Annotated in this window: 14 protein-coding genes; 2 read left to right on the top strand and 12 right to left on the bottom strand. The window is 42.9% G+C overall.

All coding sequences use genetic code 11. The annotated features are described in order from the left end of the window. Positions 1 to 73: 73 nt before the first annotated feature. Positions 74 to 664 carry a nitroreductase family protein gene (locus ACZ5KY_RS02720; RefSeq protein WP_464242370.1) on the top strand — a complete coding sequence of 197 codons (591 nt, stop codon included), beginning with the start codon at positions 74 to 76 and terminating at the stop codon, positions 662 to 664. A 55-nt stretch (positions 665 to 719) separates the two neighbouring features. Here ACZ5KY_RS02720 and ACZ5KY_RS02715 read toward each other — a convergent pair whose 3' ends face one another. The 11 genes from ACZ5KY_RS02715 to ACZ5KY_RS02665 all read right to left on the bottom strand — a co-directional run bounded on the left by ACZ5KY_RS02715 (position 720) and on the right by ACZ5KY_RS02665 (position 17965). Then, positions 720 to 1238, bottom strand: a complete 519-nt coding sequence (locus tag ACZ5KY_RS02715; protein ID WP_464242369.1) for a nitroreductase family protein — start codon at positions 1236 to 1238, stop codon at positions 720 to 722. 317 nt (positions 1239 to 1555) lie between these two features. Beyond that, positions 1556 to 1933: a hypothetical protein gene (locus ACZ5KY_RS02710; protein ID WP_464242368.1), complete on the bottom strand. Its 378-nt coding sequence runs from the start codon at positions 1931 to 1933 to the stop codon at positions 1556 to 1558. Positions 1934 to 2223: 290 nt separating this feature from the next. Then, positions 2224 to 3537 carry a sigma-54 interaction domain-containing protein gene (locus ACZ5KY_RS02705; protein ID WP_464242367.1) on the bottom strand — a complete coding sequence of 438 codons (1314 nt, stop codon included), beginning with the start codon at positions 3535 to 3537 and terminating at the stop codon, positions 2224 to 2226. A gap of 106 nt (positions 3538 to 3643) precedes the next feature. Beyond that, on the bottom strand, positions 3644 to 4441 hold the full coding sequence (locus tag ACZ5KY_RS02700; RefSeq protein ID WP_464242366.1) for a class I SAM-dependent methyltransferase: 798 nt from the start codon (positions 4439 to 4441) through the stop codon (positions 3644 to 3646). An 82-nt stretch (positions 4442 to 4523) separates the two neighbouring features. Further along, complete coding sequence (locus ACZ5KY_RS02695; RefSeq protein WP_464242365.1) at positions 4524 to 5798, bottom strand: YifB family Mg chelatase-like AAA ATPase; 1275 nt, start codon at positions 5796 to 5798, stop codon at positions 4524 to 4526. An 809-nt stretch (positions 5799 to 6607) separates the two neighbouring features. Beyond that, entirely contained in the window at positions 6608 to 8296 is a 1689-nt protein-coding gene (locus ACZ5KY_RS02690; protein ID WP_464242364.1) for an ApeA N-terminal domain 1-containing protein, read from the bottom strand. A 262-nt stretch (positions 8297 to 8558) separates the two neighbouring features. Then, the gene (locus tag ACZ5KY_RS02685) at positions 8559 to 12656 is read right to left on the bottom strand and encodes an NACHT domain-containing protein (RefSeq protein WP_464242363.1); all 4098 of its coding nucleotides are present in this window, start codon (positions 12654 to 12656) and stop codon (positions 8559 to 8561) included. Between the two features lie 208 nt (positions 12657 to 12864). Continuing rightward, complete coding sequence (locus ACZ5KY_RS02680) at positions 12865 to 14013, bottom strand: patatin-like phospholipase family protein (protein WP_464242362.1); 1149 nt, start codon at positions 14011 to 14013, stop codon at positions 12865 to 12867. After that, entirely contained in the window at positions 14010 to 16283 is a 2274-nt protein-coding gene (locus ACZ5KY_RS02675) for a ThiF family adenylyltransferase (protein ID WP_464242361.1), read from the bottom strand. Before ACZ5KY_RS02675 ends, ACZ5KY_RS02680 begins: the two co-directional genes overlap by 4 nt. Further along, positions 16274 to 17416, bottom strand: a complete 1143-nt coding sequence (locus tag ACZ5KY_RS02670) for a ComEC/Rec2 family competence protein (protein WP_464242360.1) — start codon at positions 17414 to 17416, stop codon at positions 16274 to 16276. Before ACZ5KY_RS02670 ends, ACZ5KY_RS02675 begins: the two co-directional genes overlap by 10 nt. Before the next feature lie 315 nt (positions 17417 to 17731). After that, a complete protein-coding gene (locus tag ACZ5KY_RS02665) occupies positions 17732 to 17965 on the bottom strand; it encodes a tyrosine-type recombinase/integrase (protein WP_464244616.1) in 234 nt (77 codons plus the stop codon). A 319-nt stretch (positions 17966 to 18284) separates the two neighbouring features. Here ACZ5KY_RS02665 and ACZ5KY_RS02660 point away from each other — a divergent pair, with 319 nt between their 5' ends. Then, entirely contained in the window at positions 18285 to 18785 is a 501-nt protein-coding gene (locus ACZ5KY_RS02660) for a hypothetical protein (protein ID WP_464242359.1), read from the top strand. Positions 18786 to 19231: 446 nt separating this feature from the next. On the opposite strand, the gene ACZ5KY_RS02655 is transcribed toward ACZ5KY_RS02660, so the two are convergent. After that, positions 19232 to 20455 carry an SIR2 family protein gene (locus ACZ5KY_RS02655; RefSeq protein WP_464242358.1) on the bottom strand — a complete coding sequence of 408 codons (1224 nt, stop codon included), beginning with the start codon at positions 20453 to 20455 and terminating at the stop codon, positions 19232 to 19234. Positions 20456 to 20523: the final 68 nt, after the last annotated feature.

Below are 20523 nucleotides of genomic sequence, written 5' to 3'. Positions count from 1 at the left end.
AAAGTTTATATTAGTTAATGTCTTATTTTTTAATTTACTGTTCTTTTTTAATTCTACCATGTTAGGAGGGGTGATGCTGAAAGATTTATTGCAAAAGAATCGTAGCTATCGTCGTTTTCATCAAAATGAGCCAGTTAAGCCTGAGCAATTACGTTCTTTGGTCGATTTGACTCGTTCGTGTAGTGCCGCAGGAAACGTGCAGTCATTGCGTTACTTATTGTCGTTTGAGCCTCATCGCAATGAGCGTATTTTTGGCTATTTAGGCTGGGCAGGTTATCTGAAGGATTGGTCAGGTCCGCAAGAAGGCGAGAAACCCGCAGGTTATATTGTTGTTCTTGGCGATAAAACCCTGAGTGAAAATTTTGGTGCCGATCTTGGTATTTGTGCACAAACGATCTTGCTCGGTGCAGTCGAACAAGGCTTAGGTGGTTGCATGATTGCCGCGCTACAAAAGCAGCAGTTTCGTGAAGAGTTTAAAATCCCGACCCGTTTTGAAATCTTGCTGGTCATTGCTTTGGGCCGTCCCGCCGAAGAGGTACGCTTGGTGGATAAGGCTGAAGATGGGGATATCAAATATTGGCGTGATGCTGAGGGGGTTCATTTTGTCCCTAAGCGGACATTGGATCATCTTGTTTTAAATTGGTTGCCAACCGATAACGACTGATTTGTCGTAGTGATATGGAAAGGAGAGGGAGGTGATTGCAATCACCTCCCTTTTTTTATGTAAAATCTACAATATGATTCCAAGGTAGATCTTGTTTTAGATGAGGTTGTTTCTCTTCTGCAGGGTGGCCGATACCAATGATGGCAACAACCTGATGGTGTTCGCCAAGGTTTAGTAGTGAAGACACATAGTTCGATGCTGTGGTTGTTTCGTCGTGTGGACGTAATCGTATTTGAGCCCAGCAGCTTGCTAAGTCTAGCTCTGTCGCGGCAAGCTGTAGGCAGATTGCTGCTATTGAACAGTCTTCAACCCAGACATCCGAACGGCTTGTGTCTGCGCTGATCACCACTGCAAGGGGGCATTGGCCAAGAAAGGCGGCAGCATGCGGTTTGGCTTGTGCCAATTTAGTGATCAGATCATTTTGAGTGACGAAGTTGAATTGCCATGGATTGAGCCCACGTGATGTGGGGACGCGGATGGCGATCTCTTTAAGATGGTCAATCTGGTCAGAGCTAAGTGGCGAAGCTGTGAATTTGCGAATACTGCGTCGTTGGCTGAGCAGGTCAAGTAACATTATTTAGAATTCCTCTATGTTGTATAGGTTGATTGAGGCAAGTGTGCGCTGCACTGTAGGGTGATAATACGGTAGAGGATGTCCTGCCAATAGGCAACAGAATTTATTGAGTGAATAATTTTAACTGATAACAGTAGGGTGGCGTAGCTGGGAAGAAATTTGAAGGTAGAACGGTGAGGATAAAAGGTGGGGCAGGGCCATGACATAAGATCACATAAGATATAGAAAAAGGCCCTACCCGCGTATTACATAAACATAGTATAAAAATAATTCATTACAGTGCCAAGATAGCTCCCCTCTCAAAGCCCTCGGCAGATTTACATCGAAGGTGTTTCATTGCATATAATCATTTTAGTTTGGTCGAACCCAACGTGCTGGTTCTTATTGACCATTGCAGGTTGATCTTTCAGCCATTGCTGAAGAGTTGATTTAATGTTTCCGCTGATTCCCCATACTAGCCAAATTCCAATTTGTTGAAACTTCACTTGATGGTGGTGATGTATTCCCGAGCAGATCACACCTTTAATGCCCATTTTATGCAACCAACAACACACATCGAGTTCCTGGGGTGGACATAAACGTGTTGTCAGTGTTTCGACGCAGCGTTCTTCCAAATTGACTTTGGCAAAATAAAATTCATTGGCCTGATCAAAGCGCGGGAAAATACGATCATCGTAACTTGGAATCGCGATCATAATGGACTTGCCCGTTTTTGCATCAGTAGAAACCGTTTGGTTTCTGGTGTGAAATTGAACGCTACACATAGTATTGAAGTTATATTACAAGATAGGTGCCAAAAGTGTTGTCATGCAGGATTGGTAAAGAAATTAGCTAGTTAGCTTGATTGTGGGTGTGTGGTAATTTAATGAGGTTGTTGCATTTGCAACGTTTAGACAGCGATAAACTTTGAAAATGTTTGTAACTATTTAAAAAAACACGGAAATAAATTTACGTTGCACTGCATCGCCGTGCAACGTGTGCAGCACTATTGCGACATCTGATATTTTTTAATCCATCGCCACAGTGTTGTTCTGTCAATGCCAAGGTGTTTTGCAATCTGTTGACGATTGCCACGGTAGCGCTCAATGAGGTGCTGTAGTTCTTGGTGTGTGAGGGTTTTGCGCTGGGGGGACTGAAGTTCTTGGCTTACGGTAAAGGGTAGTTGCTCCAGTTTGATTTTGTTTTCACGGCATAGGATTACCGCTCGTTCGACCATGTTGAGCAGTTCGCGTACATTGCCCTCAAAGGGGTGTTGGAGTAGGTATGCCATCGCCTTAGAGCTAAATCCTTGAATTTTTTTGCCGTGTTTACTGCAAAACTTTTTTAAGCCCATGTCGAGTAGCAAGGGAACGTCCTCTCGGCGATCACGCAGGGCTGGAATTTTAAGGGTGATGATGTTGAGACGGTAGAATAGATCTTGACGGAATTTTTTTTTGTTGACGAGAATATTTAAATCGAGATGGCTGGCGGCAATAAAGCGAACGTCGGCGTGACGGGTTTCATCGCTGCCAAGAGGTTGGTATTCGTTGTTCTCTAACACGCGTAATAGTTTGACTTGTAATGCTAGCGGCAGGTCGCCAATCTCATCGAGAAAAAGGGTTCCGCCTTGAGCTAGAGACAGCCGCCCAGCACGGTCAGCAATGGCACCCGTATAAGCGCCGCGTTTAACGCCAAATATCTCTGCTTCGAGGAGTTGTTCTGGCAGGGCGCCACAATTAATTATGACTAATGGGCCATCTTTGCGTGGACTAAGATTGTGAAGGGCGTGAGCAAAAAGTTCTTTGCCGGTGCCGCTCTCGCCCTGGATCACTGCAGTGACATCGCTGTTGGCAACATCGGGCAAGATGTCGAACAGTTGTTGCATCTGTGGATTGCGGCTGATCATATTTTGAAAGCTGAAACTGTGCTGTACTTCGTTTGCTAACGCGCGTAATTGCGAGAGATCACGGAAGGTTTCGACACCACCAATGGCTTGCCCCGCTTCATTGCGTAATACTGAAGCGTTGACTGAAATTGGAATTTCTCGATTCTCATGATCAAGAAGATCAACTTCGCGGTTGGTAATATTGTGGCCCTTATCAAAGGCTTCCCGTAGTGGGCATTGATCAAAACATACATTGGTGCGAAACACTTCGCAGCACGGTTGTCCCATCGCTTCCGCTCGACTAAACCCAGTAATCTCTTCCGCAGCGCGATTAAATGACGTGATTCGCATCTCGTCATCAACAGTAAAAACACCGTCAGCAACACTGTCGAGAATCGTATGTAGGTGGAGTAAGTTATCTTGTGGTGAACTCATGTGGATCCTAACGTAAAGGTGAGTTAATCCCTCGCATTGATCATGTAACTGTAGAATTCTAGCATAAAATAGGGGCGTTTGTCGCAGTTAGGATCGTTCTTTGTTGTTACTTTTTTTGACAAGCAATTACATGCTTGTTCATAGCACGATGTAGGGCTGATCGGCCAATAACGGTAAATCCGTGTTCTTCAAGAAGCTGCCAAAGCTGATGTTGGGTGAAAATCTGCTTATGGCCAAAACGTTTGGCGGAATAGAGGCTGTTGAGCATCAACGGATTACGACCACGACTGAACCGGTACGACCATTCACTGAGACGGTAGGAGAAGGCTTCACGAGCGGGGGTGTCTAAAAAGAGAAAACCCTGTGGTTTGATCACGCGGCTCATAGCAGCAATGGTTTCGGCAGGGAAGTTTACATGCTCTAGGGTGTCCCACAGCGTTACGATATCAAAATGCTCTGCAAAGCCGTGTTGCCAGTACGGGCTGTCAATCAGTTCATGGTGTGGGGTGATGTCAAAGCGTTTATGGCAAAATTGGCGAAACAGCGGTTGCGGTTCTATGGCGCTTACCGTTGCTCCCGCATGGTGGAGTAGTGATGGAAAGACACCAGCACCGCAGCCTATGTCTAGGCAGGATGATCCTAACACCGTGGTGTGTTGCTGAACAAAATCAAGATTAAGGGTGAGTTGGCGGGTGTTTTGTGTCAATTGGCTTTCGATGTAGTGGTGCTCTTTTGTTGATAATGTACGAGAGGGTGTTTCACTATCATCAAGCACGTCGAGAACATTGGTGTAATGGAAATCACAATCTGAACAGGCGTAGAGCACCATGTTTTTTAGATTGTACTTTGGATAGCCGCTTGGTTTGCCACACTGTTTACACTGGTTGAAATCGTACACTGACACCGCCCTTCACCCTCGTTTTTAGGAATTAAAACGATAAACGGATTCTGGCTGAAACTCAAGTGTAATTGGCGGCTTAGTTCGTTTACGGTGCCCGGCGATCCAAACTACGATACTGAACCGCTTCAGCTAGGTGATGTTCGCAGATAGTTTCACTGCCAGCAAGGTCGGCAATGGTGCGCGCGACTTTAAGGATACGACTGTAGGTCCGTGCGGACAGGCCAAGTTTATCGGTAACAATGGCGAGAAGTTTTTCACCTGCACTGTCTACAGCACAATATTTACGGATATGCCGTGCTTGCATTTGAGCGTTGGCATGAACACCGCAACGTAAGAAGCGTTGCTCTTGATGGCTGCGTGCTTGTTCGACACGTTGACGAATCGCCTCACTGGATTCACCCTCGTTGGGGTTAGCTAACTCTTCATGGCAAATGCGCGGTACTTCGACGTGGAGGTCGATACGGTCGAGTAGTGGCCCCGACAAGCGGTTGCGGTAACGCTGGAGCATGGGTGGTGTGCAGGTGCATTCATGCTGACCATCGCCTAGGTAGCCGCACGGACAGGGGTTCATTGCTGCAACCATCATAAAAGATGCTGGAAAGGTTAAGCTCATAGCGGCGCGGCTAATACCCACTTGGCCATCCTCTAGCGGTTGCCGCAACATTTCGAGGACATTTTTTTTGAACTCGGGTAGTTCGTCTAAAAATAACACGCCATTATGCGCTAATGAAACTTCACCGGGGCGCGGAATGGTGCCGCCGCCAATCAGTCCGGCATCAGAAATAGTGTGATGGGGCGATCGAAAGGGTCGGGTATGGATGAGGGCGTCGCTCTTGGCTAATAGGCCTGAAATGGAATGGATTTTGGTTGTTTCAAGAGCTTCAGCGAAACGTAAATTGGGTAAAATGGATGGCAATCGGCGGGCGAGCATGGTCTTGCCGCTACCGGGTGGCCCCACCATCAGCATATTGTGGCTTCCAGCCGCAGCAACCTCAAGGGCGCGTTTTACGTGCTGTTGACCGCGAACTTCAGAAAAATCTTCACCGTTGCTCTGTCTTGATAGGGGGGCGGTGGTGTTGATCTCAGTTGGTTGGAGTGCCGTTTCACCATTGATAAAGGAGACAACTTGAGCGAGATCATGCACGGCGAAGATCGGTAGCCCTTGGACAACCGCACCTTCGGCAGCATTGTCGACGGGTAAGATCAAGCCGTCTAAGTCCCATTCTTTTGCGGCCACGGCTACGGCGAGGCAGCCGCGGACGGCTTTAATCCGGCCATCGAGAGACAGTTCCCCCATATAAAGATAGCGGTTTGCCTTTTCGCTGGCCACACCTGTGGCGGTCAGAATTCCCATGGCCATCGGCAGGTCGAGAGACGCGGCATCTTTGCGGATGTCGGCGGGGGCAAGATTAACAGTAAAGAAAGAAGTATCCCTATATTAAATACAATAAAGTACTATTTGCTGGGTAAGTAACTGATTTACTGGTTGTTTTTTTACAATATTTAATATTAAGCAGGAAAGACTATGCAATATTTTTAAACTTATTAACTACCTATCTTTCACAGCAGTTTCCCCTTAAATGTCTGGTTACTAACGCAAGAAACTCTACCGTTCAACTGTCTATGTATACTTGACACGGGAACTTACGGCCTGACAAATCGCCAAGTAGAGTGAAACTCGACGAATCGTGAACCATCTCTGCACGGTAGATTTTTAGTGTTTACTCCTCGCAGTTTAGACGAAAAATAGTTACGTCTGAATTGCGTTGATCTCCATAGCCTATTCACTGGAGATGTCTGCCAATAGCGGACCCTAAATCACAAGACACTAAACAAGCGCATTGAGAAAAAACTGCTCATGATTTCCTCGCAGGAAAATAATCTGTGGATAGAACACGATTACAAGACTAGGGTCTTGCCAGTATTTTCGGGAATTATTGAGTGTCGAAGGAGACAAGACTGGAACATGCGCTATCTAGAAATTCTGAAACAGCTCTGGCGTTCAGAGATAAAAAAAGCACCTCAATAATGGGACGCTACTTAACTCATTGAAGCTGGCAGTACAACGCCTACAAAAATGGTCAAACAAATCAACAGTTGAACGAGCAACTTCCAAAAATTGATAGACGAAAGTGACTTTTTACCTAAATTCTCTGCGGCCTCAAAACACTAAACCTCAATCGTCCTGCTTGGGTCCAGATAGAGCTGAAAACAATTTGAGGGATTTATTATGCAAGCACCATGGACCCGAACACAATCTAGTTCATTTTCTACATACAAGTTGCTAATATAACTTACTGATCCGGTGAAACCGCTCTCCATTTTGGATGCAACATATTGCTCAATTACCCTAGTATTACCTTCCCTTAGATCTTTATGCCATTCTTTGAACAGCATCGAATAGTTCTGACTAAATTGTGGCATTTCTGCCTCTTTATGGCAGACCAATACGACATCCCACCCTTCTCTTTCTTTAATATCGTCAAAGTCTTTATTCGATACTTGGACAAAAAGAACACCGCCAAGAACACGATCTAAGTGTTGAGTATCAACATCCGCACTCATTACAATTTTACTCAATGCTCCCCTGATGCAACGTAAATACTCTTCATCGTTCAATCCCCAATCGATGAAGGCATAGTAGGTTAACAATAGTAAAATTCTTCCAGAAACAATAAATGCCTCATTTAAATTATCGATATTTGGCGTTTCTCCGTGGGCGACGCAATCACGTATTCTCTTTATGAAGCTAAAGTCTTCAGGAGTAATATTGATAATCTTGATAATCTCTTCGTTAGTTTCTGATACTACCTTATGATATCGATCTCCAAATGATGCCTTTCTCTTACCTACTCTTTTTATTAATTTATTGACAGAATCTGGCAAAATATCACCATATGCATCTTCAAAATCGGCGACGTCCTTAGTTAGCTCATCGTTCCCAACTCTTGGGACAAAATCACCTTTTGTTTTGATATCTACATATTTATCCAACAAGCTTACATAACTTAAAATTTCGAAGTCCCAGAACCCCTTGTACCGATACATCTGCGCTAAGCGATTCCACACTTTATTTCTGATTGGACTACCGAAGTAACCATTAATAATCTCCTTCCACTTTCCTCTTAATCTCCCCGTATCCGCAAAACATTCCTTTGGATATCGGAATGGATACTTACCCCAATTTGATGTTGGAAAATAAGCATAGTGTTGCCGGTCTTCAATATCTCTTACCTGCACGGTTTCGATATCAATCCTGACACCCAGCAAAATTGAGAATAGGTCTGAGAGACCGTAACACAGGTTTTTTATCCTCTCCGCACTTAAGAAACCCTTCGATGGGATACATCTAAACACAATAACTTCACGAAGAAGCTTTTGATCTTCACTGCTCTCAGTTGAAAAGCCATAGTGGCTCGACAACCTGAATGGACCGTCAGGTGACTCGACCAAAATGTCAAATTCTTCTGTATTTACCTTATGCCACAACTCTCGACCATCAACATTAAAACTGTTATCCCTATTGAACCACTTTGACACACCGCGGAAAGCCACATCAATAGACTTAAACTCTGTATTCGGTACGGTTCCGTGAATTACAAAAGACGATAAAACTGTTTGACGAACAAATTCACAGTCAATCAATGTGAAAGTCTGTGTGCGGTTCCTACATTTCAATAAGTCGTATCGATCACCGTCGATTAATCTCATTTCCCCGCGCATAGGAGAATCAAAACTAAGCGCGGGCCACACTGTCGGGCCATACTTCAGCTCACCATGTGTGACCTCATTGCCATTGCTATCAAGCAGCAAAACATCTTCATCACATTTATTAGAAAAGCTAATCGTTTGACGCATTTTTCTCCACGCTTCAATTGAAATGATTATTCCTTAAAACAGTTTGTAACCAACCCTGTTTTAAAGCCATAGTTATGAGGCCCTGCCAAAGGGGAATTATTACCCAATAACACTTTCAGACCGGTAAGTTATTAGTGGAAATCCTGAGAAGTTCCTAGTTGTCGAGGTAAGATCTATTGTCGAAAATTTTGATTTTCGTCTCAAAACTCTACGAGTTCATGCAGATTCGTATTATTTGCAATATCGACAACTTAACCGCTAGTTATTTTAGACTACAATCTATTATGAGAGTAGAAACCAAACAACCCTCGCTCCGCTCCTGTTCAGCTTGTGCATCAAGGTCATTTTTGGCGGATTCAATATCTGTCCAATTTACTGTAGACCGCTGTCTACTTTTCTCCCAAGCTGGACACTCATACCAACCAAGAAGTAAAATTCCGGCTTCTGCCGTGCCACCTGTCATGTATTTATTGATAAGTTGGGCCCTAAGCGCACCTTTAGCAGAGCTATTCCAATTACATTTTACTTCTATGCATAAAGTTAGAACCTGCCCATTTCCATCAATAGCCTGAATCCAGAGATCCGTCCTTGATCCTGACTGCCCATCAGAATAAAGTTTCCGGCGGATCTGTACTTCCCTGTTAATTATAACTCCTGAAGACAGGGTAAGATTTAAATAGCGGGCTAAGTGATCAGAAAAATATTCCTCACCTCTTGGCTTAACCGTATCAGCAGAATCCCACAAATCCCCTATAGCAGGGATGTCTCCCTGCAAGTTGACTTGATAATCGTGCAATTTTTCCATTACCAAATCATGCAGATCTCCGACAGTACTTACCAAGCGACAGCCGCTACTATGCCTATCCCTTAAAGCTCTAATTTCACCAATTTTAAGCGCTGGGACCTTAGCCGCCTGTTCATTCCCCCTCGCATCCTTTATAGCGTTTTTGAGCCACTCCTCTTGTGGAAAAGCAGCGTAGATATTTCCCATTGCTTCCGTTGTGCCGTCAGAACCACCATCAACAAGGACTTTTAACAGTTGGTTCTGTAGGTCATGAATATTATCTAAAGCCTGTGGTGTATATGCCGTATCATACTCAGGTCTCGTACTAGAGGGATATACACCGTGAAGCCAGATATAAAAGTCAGCCATGATATCTGGGCCACATATCCACAATGCCTGCGAGACACTATCGTGTGAATTAGAAATACCCTCAATCCATTGACTGCCCCAGCTACTATCAACCTGTAGGGTTTTAATAATTTTTGGTCCATAAACTATCGGATTTAGCTTAAGACTTAGAAGCACATACTTGTTAAGTTGAACATCTGGAGTCGGATTCCACATACTGCCAATAAATGAATCCAGAGAAGAGAGGATCAGTCCGCCATATCCGCAGCTCTCAAGTTCAGAGAGAATGAAATAGCCTTTTTCGCTACCCAACTCAAAATCTAATGCTATTTCGAGTATTAATTGTGCCGATTCCTCAGAAAGTCGTTCTTTCCAGAAGTGTAAAATATGAATATGCCCTCTGGATACTTCCTGCGTAACCACCCTAGTCAGTGCCACTTCCGCAACCTCTGGGAAATTAAGTTGCAAAGTGTCGAATATGGGGGTCAAGATCTCCACAGATTCACTAATAAAGGCAACCTTGAGTAGTTCAACACTACATTTATCCCAAACAGAGGTAGGCAAATCACGGTACAGATTGGGTCGTAAATAAAACAGCAGAGTGAATGCTTCTGCTACTGAATTAATGGTCCGGTTAGGTGCCGTTGGCTCGACTGTGCCTTCACGTAAATAACGCCAAGCAAGATCAATTAAAACATCCTTACCTTCAGAATCAAGCTTCTTCCAGCCGGGAGATTGAGTAAGGTCAATTGAGCCAAACTCACACCTTCCATTTTCTGAATTCAACCATGCTGCAATACCAGGAAAAGAATTAGGTGCAATGTCTGGCTGGCTAAGAGTTGTTCTGATTTCCTGATCTATCTGTTCTTGTTTTTCTGTTTGCTTAGCCTCGTATTCAGCGTCCCTTGACTTCCATTCTGCATCTCTTTTACGAGCCTTTACAGCAGATTCTTCGACCAACAATTTAATCTGCTGAGTTGAATCGATTAAATCTGGACGCAGTTGATGAAGTGCGTCGATTTGTTTCGAAAATAGGTCATGATCAACTCTCCAGATCACAGCTTTGATGCATGTGATCCAACTTTCTAAATGAGTTGGTTCTGAATTATCAAGAGCCTTTGAAAAAAGCAAATCAATATCATCTGCACCATAGAGAGGATATTCTTGATATGGAATACGTGAAATCAGCCTATTATTACCGCCTTCTTGTAGCAGCGCCTCTAACACAGCAAACCGTGAGGTTACATCATTGGTAAATTCATCTTGAGATATAATAATATTATTCTGACTTGTCGTATATCTATCTTCCGCAAAAGGCGTGACATGCTCTTTCATTGTTATTCTATAGCCTAATGCTAATAGCGTACATATTTCAGGATTTAAAGCCCACCTCCAGCAGTAAGTGTAAACACAATTAGAAAGATTCCTCAAACTGCCGAATCGATTACTAGCTAAAAGGAATTCCAAACACCATTCGAGCAAAACCCTGGCATTACCAGCCTCAAGGACTGAAGATAAGGACCCCACTAAATCGTGACCTAAGAAATGGCTATATGGTCCGAAGTAATTGCCTTTTTGTGGTGCGACCAGAGTACCCGTAAGCTCCGAGATAGAAAGCGAATGTGGCCAGCAACATCGAAGAATATTTCCTCTAAGATCGTCCCGTGGATCATCTGAAAGGCGGATAGGTAACGCTTCCTTGAGTCTACTTTTCGCATTTTCATCATCAAGACGATAAACAGCATAAGATGCGTCAACTCGCTGAGAAAGTGAGAGCGCACTGTCTAACACTCTATCCGCCAGGATATTTGATAAATCTACACAAGAACACGCGACCGCAATCTCAATAGCGAACTCAATTTCTGCTGCAGATGAATTTTCATCTAATAACTTTTCCTGTAAAACTAAAGTGGTTTCTTGGCCCGCAAGCCGAAAAAGATGGTCAGCATAATTATCCCGCCTCTGACGATAACTGATTTCCTCGGATCTACTAATTAACGAAGAGCATAACTCTGCTTTACCAACAGCCTGAACAGCATCCGAGGACGATAGAAGTATTTCTGATTGAATCCCTGATAGCTCTTGAAGGAAACCGTAATTGGCTGCTGCTAGCCATGTTGCAATCCCAACTCGCGGTGGTGGCACACTCGTTCTATCTTGATTGAGCAATAATGCGGACCAGTGGTCAGCTGGTATAAACTGGGTAAATCCACGCGAACTGAGATAGTCTCGATAGGTGCCATGAGCAAAAGGGATTCGTCCATCGCCGCGGGTTGTGAACACGCCACGCTCAAGTGTTGCTCTAACAAGTTCAACCGGGAAGCCTTCCAATATGACATCAGAAAGACTAAGGCAATTTTCAGGGCAGTGACTTTCTTCACATATCCACACAGCTGTGCGATTTGTCAGAGTAAGACATAAAGCTATCCATGATGCGCAAGCAACAACATCGTCCAACGAGAAAGAGCTTAGTGAAGCCAACCACCTTGAAGGTGAAGGCGTTTCGTCACAGAGACGCTCTACCCCCAGGCCCCATAGGTCTGATTGGCCTATCTCCTCTAAACCATTAACCTTAAAAACAGACAGAGCAAGCTCGCATCCAATTGGTTTAGTACATAGCTCAACGATCCCAACTTGATACATCGCTGCAGTGAACAAGTCTCCATCAACATCATGACATTTTGCGATAGCGATGATGTTACTAAGCGATAGAGGAGCTAAGGAGTAGGTCGAAAGATGGGGGCATGCAGACTGAATAGCACGGATTGCCATAACATCGCGTGAAGCAATCCATACCTTTGTGCCCTCAGGAAACAAACGTATTTGACGTACTATAACATTTGCCAGATCTGTAGCCTCGTCCAGCCCATCGATGATGATAGCGGCAGGCGTATCCGGCAGGCTTTCATTTTTTTTGCGCCAAAAACTTGTAATCTCATCACGAAGTCCGGCAGGGTCTCCAGAGAAAAAGGATAATTCGACTAAATAGCTGACCTCATCAGGGAATATATTTTTTAGCTGACGCATGAGAGTTGATTTACCCATGCCACCCTCTGCCAGTAGGACTCCACCAGAAAGTTCGCTGATCTCATTGAGATTAATAAGATCCGTATATTTCCGAGAATCATCACTGAAATTTTGAAGCAAACCATTGCTGTTGATCGGTGGATTGCTGCCACTAGGGTAGAGAAAACGATCAACCATTTGATCTAAATTCAAAACTGTCACACTTCCTCCCGTCGATCTTTTACTCAAGCCATCGAACAAGCTCACCATAAATGATCATATTCTCAATGAACTTTTCCTGCTGAACCACAAGGCCTGCTGCAAAAAGATCAGCTACCGAAAAAAGGAGGAGTTGTCAAACCTCCCAACAAAAAATCACTAAATATTGTTCCAAAATATGTCGTGGCAACTTTTCGGGCAAAAAAACTCATCATTTTACTCCACATTTCAGATAAGCTATATCATTCCCTCTTGCAGTCTCATACCCATGTCTAACAAGTAGATCGAAATCCTGAACATCCATACGCTTTAACGTGGTTGGATATTCTATTGCAAACCTTATCTCCTCATCCGTTAACCATTCAACATCCAGTAATTCTTTTGCATTTAAACCATGGATCTGATCCTCAGGTCTAAACCCAATTTGCAAATATCTTCCCCGCTCTGGGCTGTCCACTAGATAGCCCACATAAGATCTCACTCTCAATGCTCGCGTTTGATCCATTGCAATATTAACTAGCTGCATAAGACGTCCTGGCCTCAACAAATTAGGCAGAGGCTTTCTTGCATATGGTGCACCTGCATCTGAAACTAACAGAAATTCGATTTGTGTTTCCTTGTCGAGCTTGAGCTTGCGACTACCTACATCAAAAAGAGGCTCTATCCCTAGATTGTCGTAAATGCCACCATCGTATAAATGGAGTTTTTTAAATTTGGGCTGAAATTGGACTTCTGAGTTTGATCCCCAGTTCTCACGCTTGCGCCAAACATATTTTTGTGTCTCCAAAGTTACTGGCCCGATTCCAACAGGAAATGCCGCAGACACAGCCATTGCTTTAGATAATTTCAAATGACTTGCATCGGCATATCCAATCTCATAATCGCCAAGTATTGACCCCTTAACCCTGAATCGTCTTCCTGACTCTGCAGTTGTACCATTGATAGACCAGATTGGATCGGAAGGCACGTCTTCAAGAGTGGCTGAGATCCCCCACAAACCTTCTATGCTCTGTGCTAATATATTTGCTCTAGAAAAAAAGAACCTCCAGTTCAAAGGATTTACGAGAAGTCTCAGCAGTGCATTCGCTTGCAACGATTTCCCAGTAAGCACATTTCGAACACTGGGTAGCACACTATTCAAGTAATCATTTGAGGAAGGCCACTTATATCCTGAATGATGGAATAAAAGGCCGACAAATAAACTTCCACCCGAAACAGTGGATAACTCCTTAATGTCCTTCAGTTGATCCTTTTCAGCTAACCACTTAAGAACACCCGCGTGAAAAGCTGCAGCTCGCACACCACCACCGGAGAGAGCCAACCCAATACAAGGTGCCTTTTCTTGCGAAGCATCATTCATGTCTGATACCTTACGGTGACAGAAAGTTCAGTATCAACACCAACTATCATCATTAGTGCAGGCATACCCTCTATGGCTAATACATCAGAGAGCTTTTCAATCAGAGTCCAATCTAAGGAACTGGGTTTTGCAGAAGAAGATTTCGGGTGACTATGCCACTCTCCAACGTAACCAACTATGTTGGCAGTTCGTTTGGCAATCTCTGTCAAAGCATCATCCAACCCTGCTATGCCACGAGTAAACCCAGAATAGTCAGCCTTACTGTCATAAGGAGCAGGCAAGACGTCAACAACATAGATAGTCTTCAACTTCTGATCAATATATCCGATAATTATGCCACCAGTTTCTTTAGGTAAATGATCTAAACGCATCTCCTTAAGCTGCTTCTTTATGTGCTGATCAAACACGACTGTCCAGCCGTCTGACTTTTCCTTTATTGTTGATGATACGGGTACTTCTTGTGCTATGAAGGATGAGTCAACATCACTTCCGGTCCAGACAGTAATTCTAGGATCAGGGATGCTTTGATGTAACCGGACTTGCTTAGTTAATATTGCTGCTGCCAATTGGATCGATTCATAAGAAATAACTGCCGTCATATCTCGACAACCAGCACCAACCGAGAAGCTCCCTTGATTGCCGGCTAAGTGTTGACTTCCCCACTCTGAATCAATTATTGCTCTATAATACTGTGGTTCCAGAGCATCTAGCCGAATATTTCGACTATCATCTTCAAAAAGCAATACAGCATCTCTCCCAGAAGGAGTAATAAAAACAGATACAGAGCGGGACACTTCATCAACCTGTGAAATTTCTCTCGGAACTTCTAACGTAGTAGTTGCATCAATGATTAATGATGATGAGTTCAAGGCTGTCATCACTTTTTCATTTGAAAAATTAGTTGCGCTGTCGTTTAAAGCATCGGCAACGTAGTGCCCGTCTTGGTAATTTCTTTCTACAATTTTTTTTACAACTTCAGCCTTAAAATGTCCTATATGACAATTTTTTGAAATATGCCTCATGATATTGTGTGCTTTGACAATATCTGGATCAATAAATGTCCAAGTCCCCCAACCTGATTTTGAAGCTAATTCGGCCATTGAACCACCAAGGGCACCTACACCCATCAAAGTACACTTGATATTTGAGGCATCATCTGACACTCCAGAATATTTTCTAGCTAGTGCTCTATCTACTTCGTTGCTGAGTTCTATTGGCAAAATTTCTTGCTGCACCCATTCATCATTGACAAGTTCTTCTCTTTGTCCAAGATTACAGACAGTATAATATCTCCCATCGGTAGGAGCTCGAAATAGCGAACCTGTTTTGATGCCTAGTCCGACCAAGTCTAAAGTAGTCAAAAATGCTTTTACTTCAATTTTTTCCGGAGTCGCGCCTTCATTTCTTAACAAAGGAACCCGAATAATAAGCAAGCACCTTTGTGTTGAATCTTGAACAAGTCCAACTTTCGCCTTTTCGTTGACAATCGCTACTAAGCGCTCAAAAAAAGGAACACCTCTGCTGCTATAGTGTTCATTTAATTTACCAAGAGTATTTGGGATCATATCAACAGTCCCATGTACGACTGCTGGTAGTTCGATATCTAACAATTCTATTTTCGAGAGGTTGAGATCACTTGCATCTTCTTTGCGAACAAATTTCCCTCTAATGACTTGAAAATCATCTCCAGAAGTCTTGATCGCAGAAAAAGTAAGAACCTGATCTCGATTAAGAATTGTCACTTCATAGTCTGGGGGCAACACTATCTCAAAGGGGCTATCGAAATATATATTCTCTAATGGCTGGTCTTCGCTATGGAGAGAATTCTTAGCTGTCTCAGCTAGCCACCAAAGAATTCGTTGTAGATGTTTCTGTGGCGTCCAACTTCTCTCAACAGCACTCCACGTCTGAAAATAAAGACAAAACGATACTGGCTCAGTTGGATGGACAGGATTCAGATGAAGAACATTTGGGAACCCTTTTCTAAGTGATCTGACTTCAGGAGTTTTCCCCTGGTGAAAAACAAGGGCAAGGGGCTCCCTAACCTTGATACCAATATCATTTCGAGACGGTACTTGGTCGTTAATACAGTCAACAACAACAACATCAGCCACCCCCCCACCATTAGGAGTCCATTTGCGCAGCTCAACAACCTCAAAACTGTTATGTTTGATGCATGCAAAGAGAGCTTGTCTGGCACTCTCTGTCACCAATAAATCAGGATTGTTATCTTGGTAAGGTTCACCAAATGAAATTAACTCTACTGGCATTTACCAGCCCTCGGTGCAGGGGTTAAAGTAATGATTTTAGCAGCTGGGATGGTTTTCCGTTCCAAACTGATGCCACGGTCTTCGATTTTAAAGATAATAGGTTCAGGCTTCTTGGTAGTTGGCTCTTCCATTGTGACAAGAAACTTTGCTCCACCGTTTTCACGAAGATGCCGTCCATAACAATTTTTAGCTTGGACATGCGGCGGCTGTACCTGATCATACGCAGCGGTTGTATTCTCAATTGGCTTGCTTGAGCTAACAATGTAGGCACCTTCATTTCCACACTGGAGCAGCTCTTTCACCAAAGGTTTTGGTTCTGTTTCCTTGCCACCCTTAACATCACTCAGAGTTAAGTAGCTGCAATGATGTGGCAAATGAAACAGGTCCCAACTCAAACGATCTTCGTTCTTGTGGTACTTGGATATATTGACAATATCTTCCAGAACGCTCCATTCAGAATCCCCTGTTGCAAAATAATCAAATCTATTGGTTCCGGGCTGGAAGCGAACATTGAAAATTAGAGCTGCGGGGTTTCTTAAAATATCACCATCATCTGAATGTTTAATGAACGGCGAATGACAGAAAAACTCGACTTCATCCTTGTCAAGACTAAATCCATCGACTACTTGCCCTGCATCAGTGATCAAATGTTTACGTGAATCAATAGTAAGATCATTCTCCTCCAACCAAGCCTTCAGTTTATCTGGTTTTGAAAAAACCCTGATATGCTCTCCCTTCTTAAGCCGATATCGTGCTTCTTGACGCCATATTACGAATTCTTCACTTTGTTCAGTATGTGAAGCGGTTTCAAGAATCATAGCTGCAGGGACCCAAAGCTCTTTAATTTTAATTCGACCATCACCTTGATATTTGGCAGCATGTTCTAATTCAAAAAATTCTGTGCTGTTTTCGATATGATCCTTATCGCCATGTGAAAAAGCAACAACATCGAAGTAATCCCTCTTTGAATCTTCGAGTTCGTTTCTGAGTTTTTCTTTCAGATTAATTTCAGGTTCAGCTCCAGTTTCAGTCTTTTTTTGATGACGAAAATCAAAAAGAATCCTTTTCCCATTATCCAAAACAATCTGACTTGTATCTCCGTTACCTACTGGATAAAAAATCACCTTATGCATTTAGCCCACCCTTAGTGTGATCAACTACAGACGCCTATGCACTTGCCAAATCAGTTAGACAACAGCATCGCCAATACATTAATCGATTAATATTTCCATTTATAAGCAACACAGTATTAAACTCAGCTTATAAATGCCAGAAAAAACAGAAAGAGGAATACGTCTCAGCCTATAGAGGCATAAACAGGGACTTCAAAGAATAAGTGATTTAGATAATGACGTTACTACGATGTCAAAACACCACATCTCAACTATCCGCAACACTGAGAACATGGTCTTTTTACCCGCCTGTTTCTTCGTGATTTGCTTTATCAATCATGAAGAAATCAGTGGAACAAAGTTAGGTGATTCAAGATGAGCATATCGTTCTGTTATCAGAATTGTGGAATGGACTAAGACACACCTTATTAGATGTAAATCGACACTATCGTTCACGAACTGACTGGCACAAACATGTCTTAAGGCGTGCGGTACAAACTGATTATTAGATTCAAAACCCATCTCAGAACGAGCATAATACCATGCTGTTGATACCTGAAGTGAGAGCAATACAGGCGGATATTTACTATTCAAAGAGCGAAATTGTTCCCTGTGCCTATATCGCGCGATTTGATATTTTTGTTAGGCGTCAGTGGTTATCTCTGTTCTTCGATGCCCATTTTTGTTGGAAATTTGTTGCGCAAGATTGAATTGTTGACACATCGTTATTGGTGTGTGAAATTATGTGTGCGTCTTGGGCACGCTAGCAGATCCGCATCGCGAAGCAAATGCAGCCCAGCACCGTCCCAATCTACACTCATATACGACGATTTAGCTTTGTAATATTTGAAGTTAGCGGATCAGCCCAAATGAAAGCTAAGGAGTTTATATGATGTTGCCTTACATTCTTGATTCACAAACCTTTATCGACAACTTAAAACGTGCCGCAAAAAAAGAAAAACGTGCGGTTGGTGTGCGCAGTCACAGCTATTATTTAGATCGAATCGCTTCCGTATCGGGTTTTCAATCATGGGCTTTGTTGCACAAAAAAATTGATAATTTTTACGGGTTCCAAATGGAATTTGCAAAGATTCGCCAAGCCATCAATACGCGAATAGCTAAAACCTTGCCACACGCTGCTCAAGATTATGTCATCCAAGACCTCAGGGCATATTTAAAATCTTTGTGTATTGAATATTCAGATTACTATCAACCTCACCCCTCAAGAGATAACTTAATTGACGTGAGAGAGGCGATACTGACCGCCTATGCAAAGGTTTATCCTGAGCTACTATTGCAAAATGCTATAAACGAGCTGGAAAAAAAGGGGCCGTGGATTGAAGACGATGAAATGATCGTTGAATACGACATTTTGGATAGTGGAAATTGAAGATCACAGCGGGCGTATTACAGCGCCCTCTATTTTTTTTAATTTGACCAAATCATGCAAAGGTATATTTTAGAAAAAATAAGCGTTAGACCATATCTGGCCTAACGCTTATTTTTTTGTGCTAAAAAAGTTAAGGCCCCGGGACTTCACCGTTCAAGACGGGAGAGGACTTCAGAGGCACTGCGTAAACTGGTTTATTCTTTAGTAACCTTTTCGTCAATATAAACAAAACTTAGCGTAGATCAATTTAAATATCTGATGTCTTTTTTTAAACTTAACAAAAAAGTAAATGTAATCATATCAAGCAAGCTGTTAGCTCGAAAAAATTATATCATGCTGAACAGTCCCGATGAAAAAATTCCTTTCACATCATACTGATACAGATATGGACTTTACTAAACAATGAGACTGAAACAGCTAATTGTAAGACTCTATGTCTTGGAGAATTATTTTCCATTCAACTCAGCTACTATTTTGTTATAAGAATGACAAGCAGAAAGCATTCCCCCGTACCAGATAGATAAAGGATATTCAGGGTTGCGAGAGATCTCGAATTCTCCATTTTTTTTGAGTTTATCAATGTCGGCTGCTATATGTTTGTATTCTTTAGATCCCATTTCACGACCATTAAACCGCAACGTCCCAAAAATATTATGCGACCACTGATCGCGTCGGAACTGGAGAGGATCTTCCCCATCTTTGGCGTAATCGACAACAACGATTTTACGGCCAGGCTTAATCTCTCGGTATAGATCAAAACATCGATTGATGTGCAAATCATTAAAGCCATATCCTAAAAACAGGACAGCATCGGCTTCCAATACCTTTTTCTCGATTTGAGAGTAGTAGGTCCTAAAGGGAGTTCCTAGGACCTGATTAGCCTTGTCATACCCTGCAATGATCGCCGATGTTGGCAGGTTTAATCCTTCAGTGGTAATAGTACTATTTCGTCCGCCAGCGTTTTTCTCAAAGGCGCTGGTTAGGTCGTCTTGCCAGTGGATAGCATGCATTCTCGTAGCACTTCCTTTTTGATTGAAATGTACGGAACCATGGACATGGTAACAAAATCTCCATTCATCGCGTGAATAGACGCTTACAGGACTGAAACAACCAGTTTCCGGGTCAAAGCCTGTAAAGAGATCGGGGAGCGTTTGTAAAATCAGATTATCGTAGTTCGTCGTAACAACACCTAGAACAAACTCTGAGTCAAGTTGAGACATAAAGGTTTTGAACGAATCAAAGTTAGCCCCATGTGTTTCTTCCACGGAAAGACATCTGCTACGAAATTCTTCAAGCAAACGATCAATAAGGTCGCAAGTCAGACTATGAAAGATAAAGCCTTTTGGATGTTTAAGCTCAAATCGAAAATGATTGATTTGAGGGAAACATTTAGGGTTAGCAAACGCACCCAAAGCATTCTTGCTCTGATTATCGTGGGTCAATGTGTCAAGCATGTAAAGAACATACAGGACTTCCTCAAAGTGTGATGACCTTCCTGTGTGCTGCTCAATTTCCTTCTTTACATAACTAAATAAGCTATTGCTCGAAGATTCAACCGGATAATCTTCTCTTGCCCAATGATGAAATAATTTATCTACAGCATTAACTGAAGGCATACCAAAGTCGATGGATGCTCCTGCGCCAGCAATAATCAATAGTTTCTTTTTCATCGGCTATCTCGCACCCTCCTTAGACATTTACATTAAAACACTTGCATATCCCTGTCGTTCTACCTATT

It is taken from the genome of Desulfuromonas svalbardensis (assembly GCF_055389415.1).
Note: the sequence above shows the minus strand (reverse complement) of the source record. Positions and strands in the feature narration are given on the sequence as shown.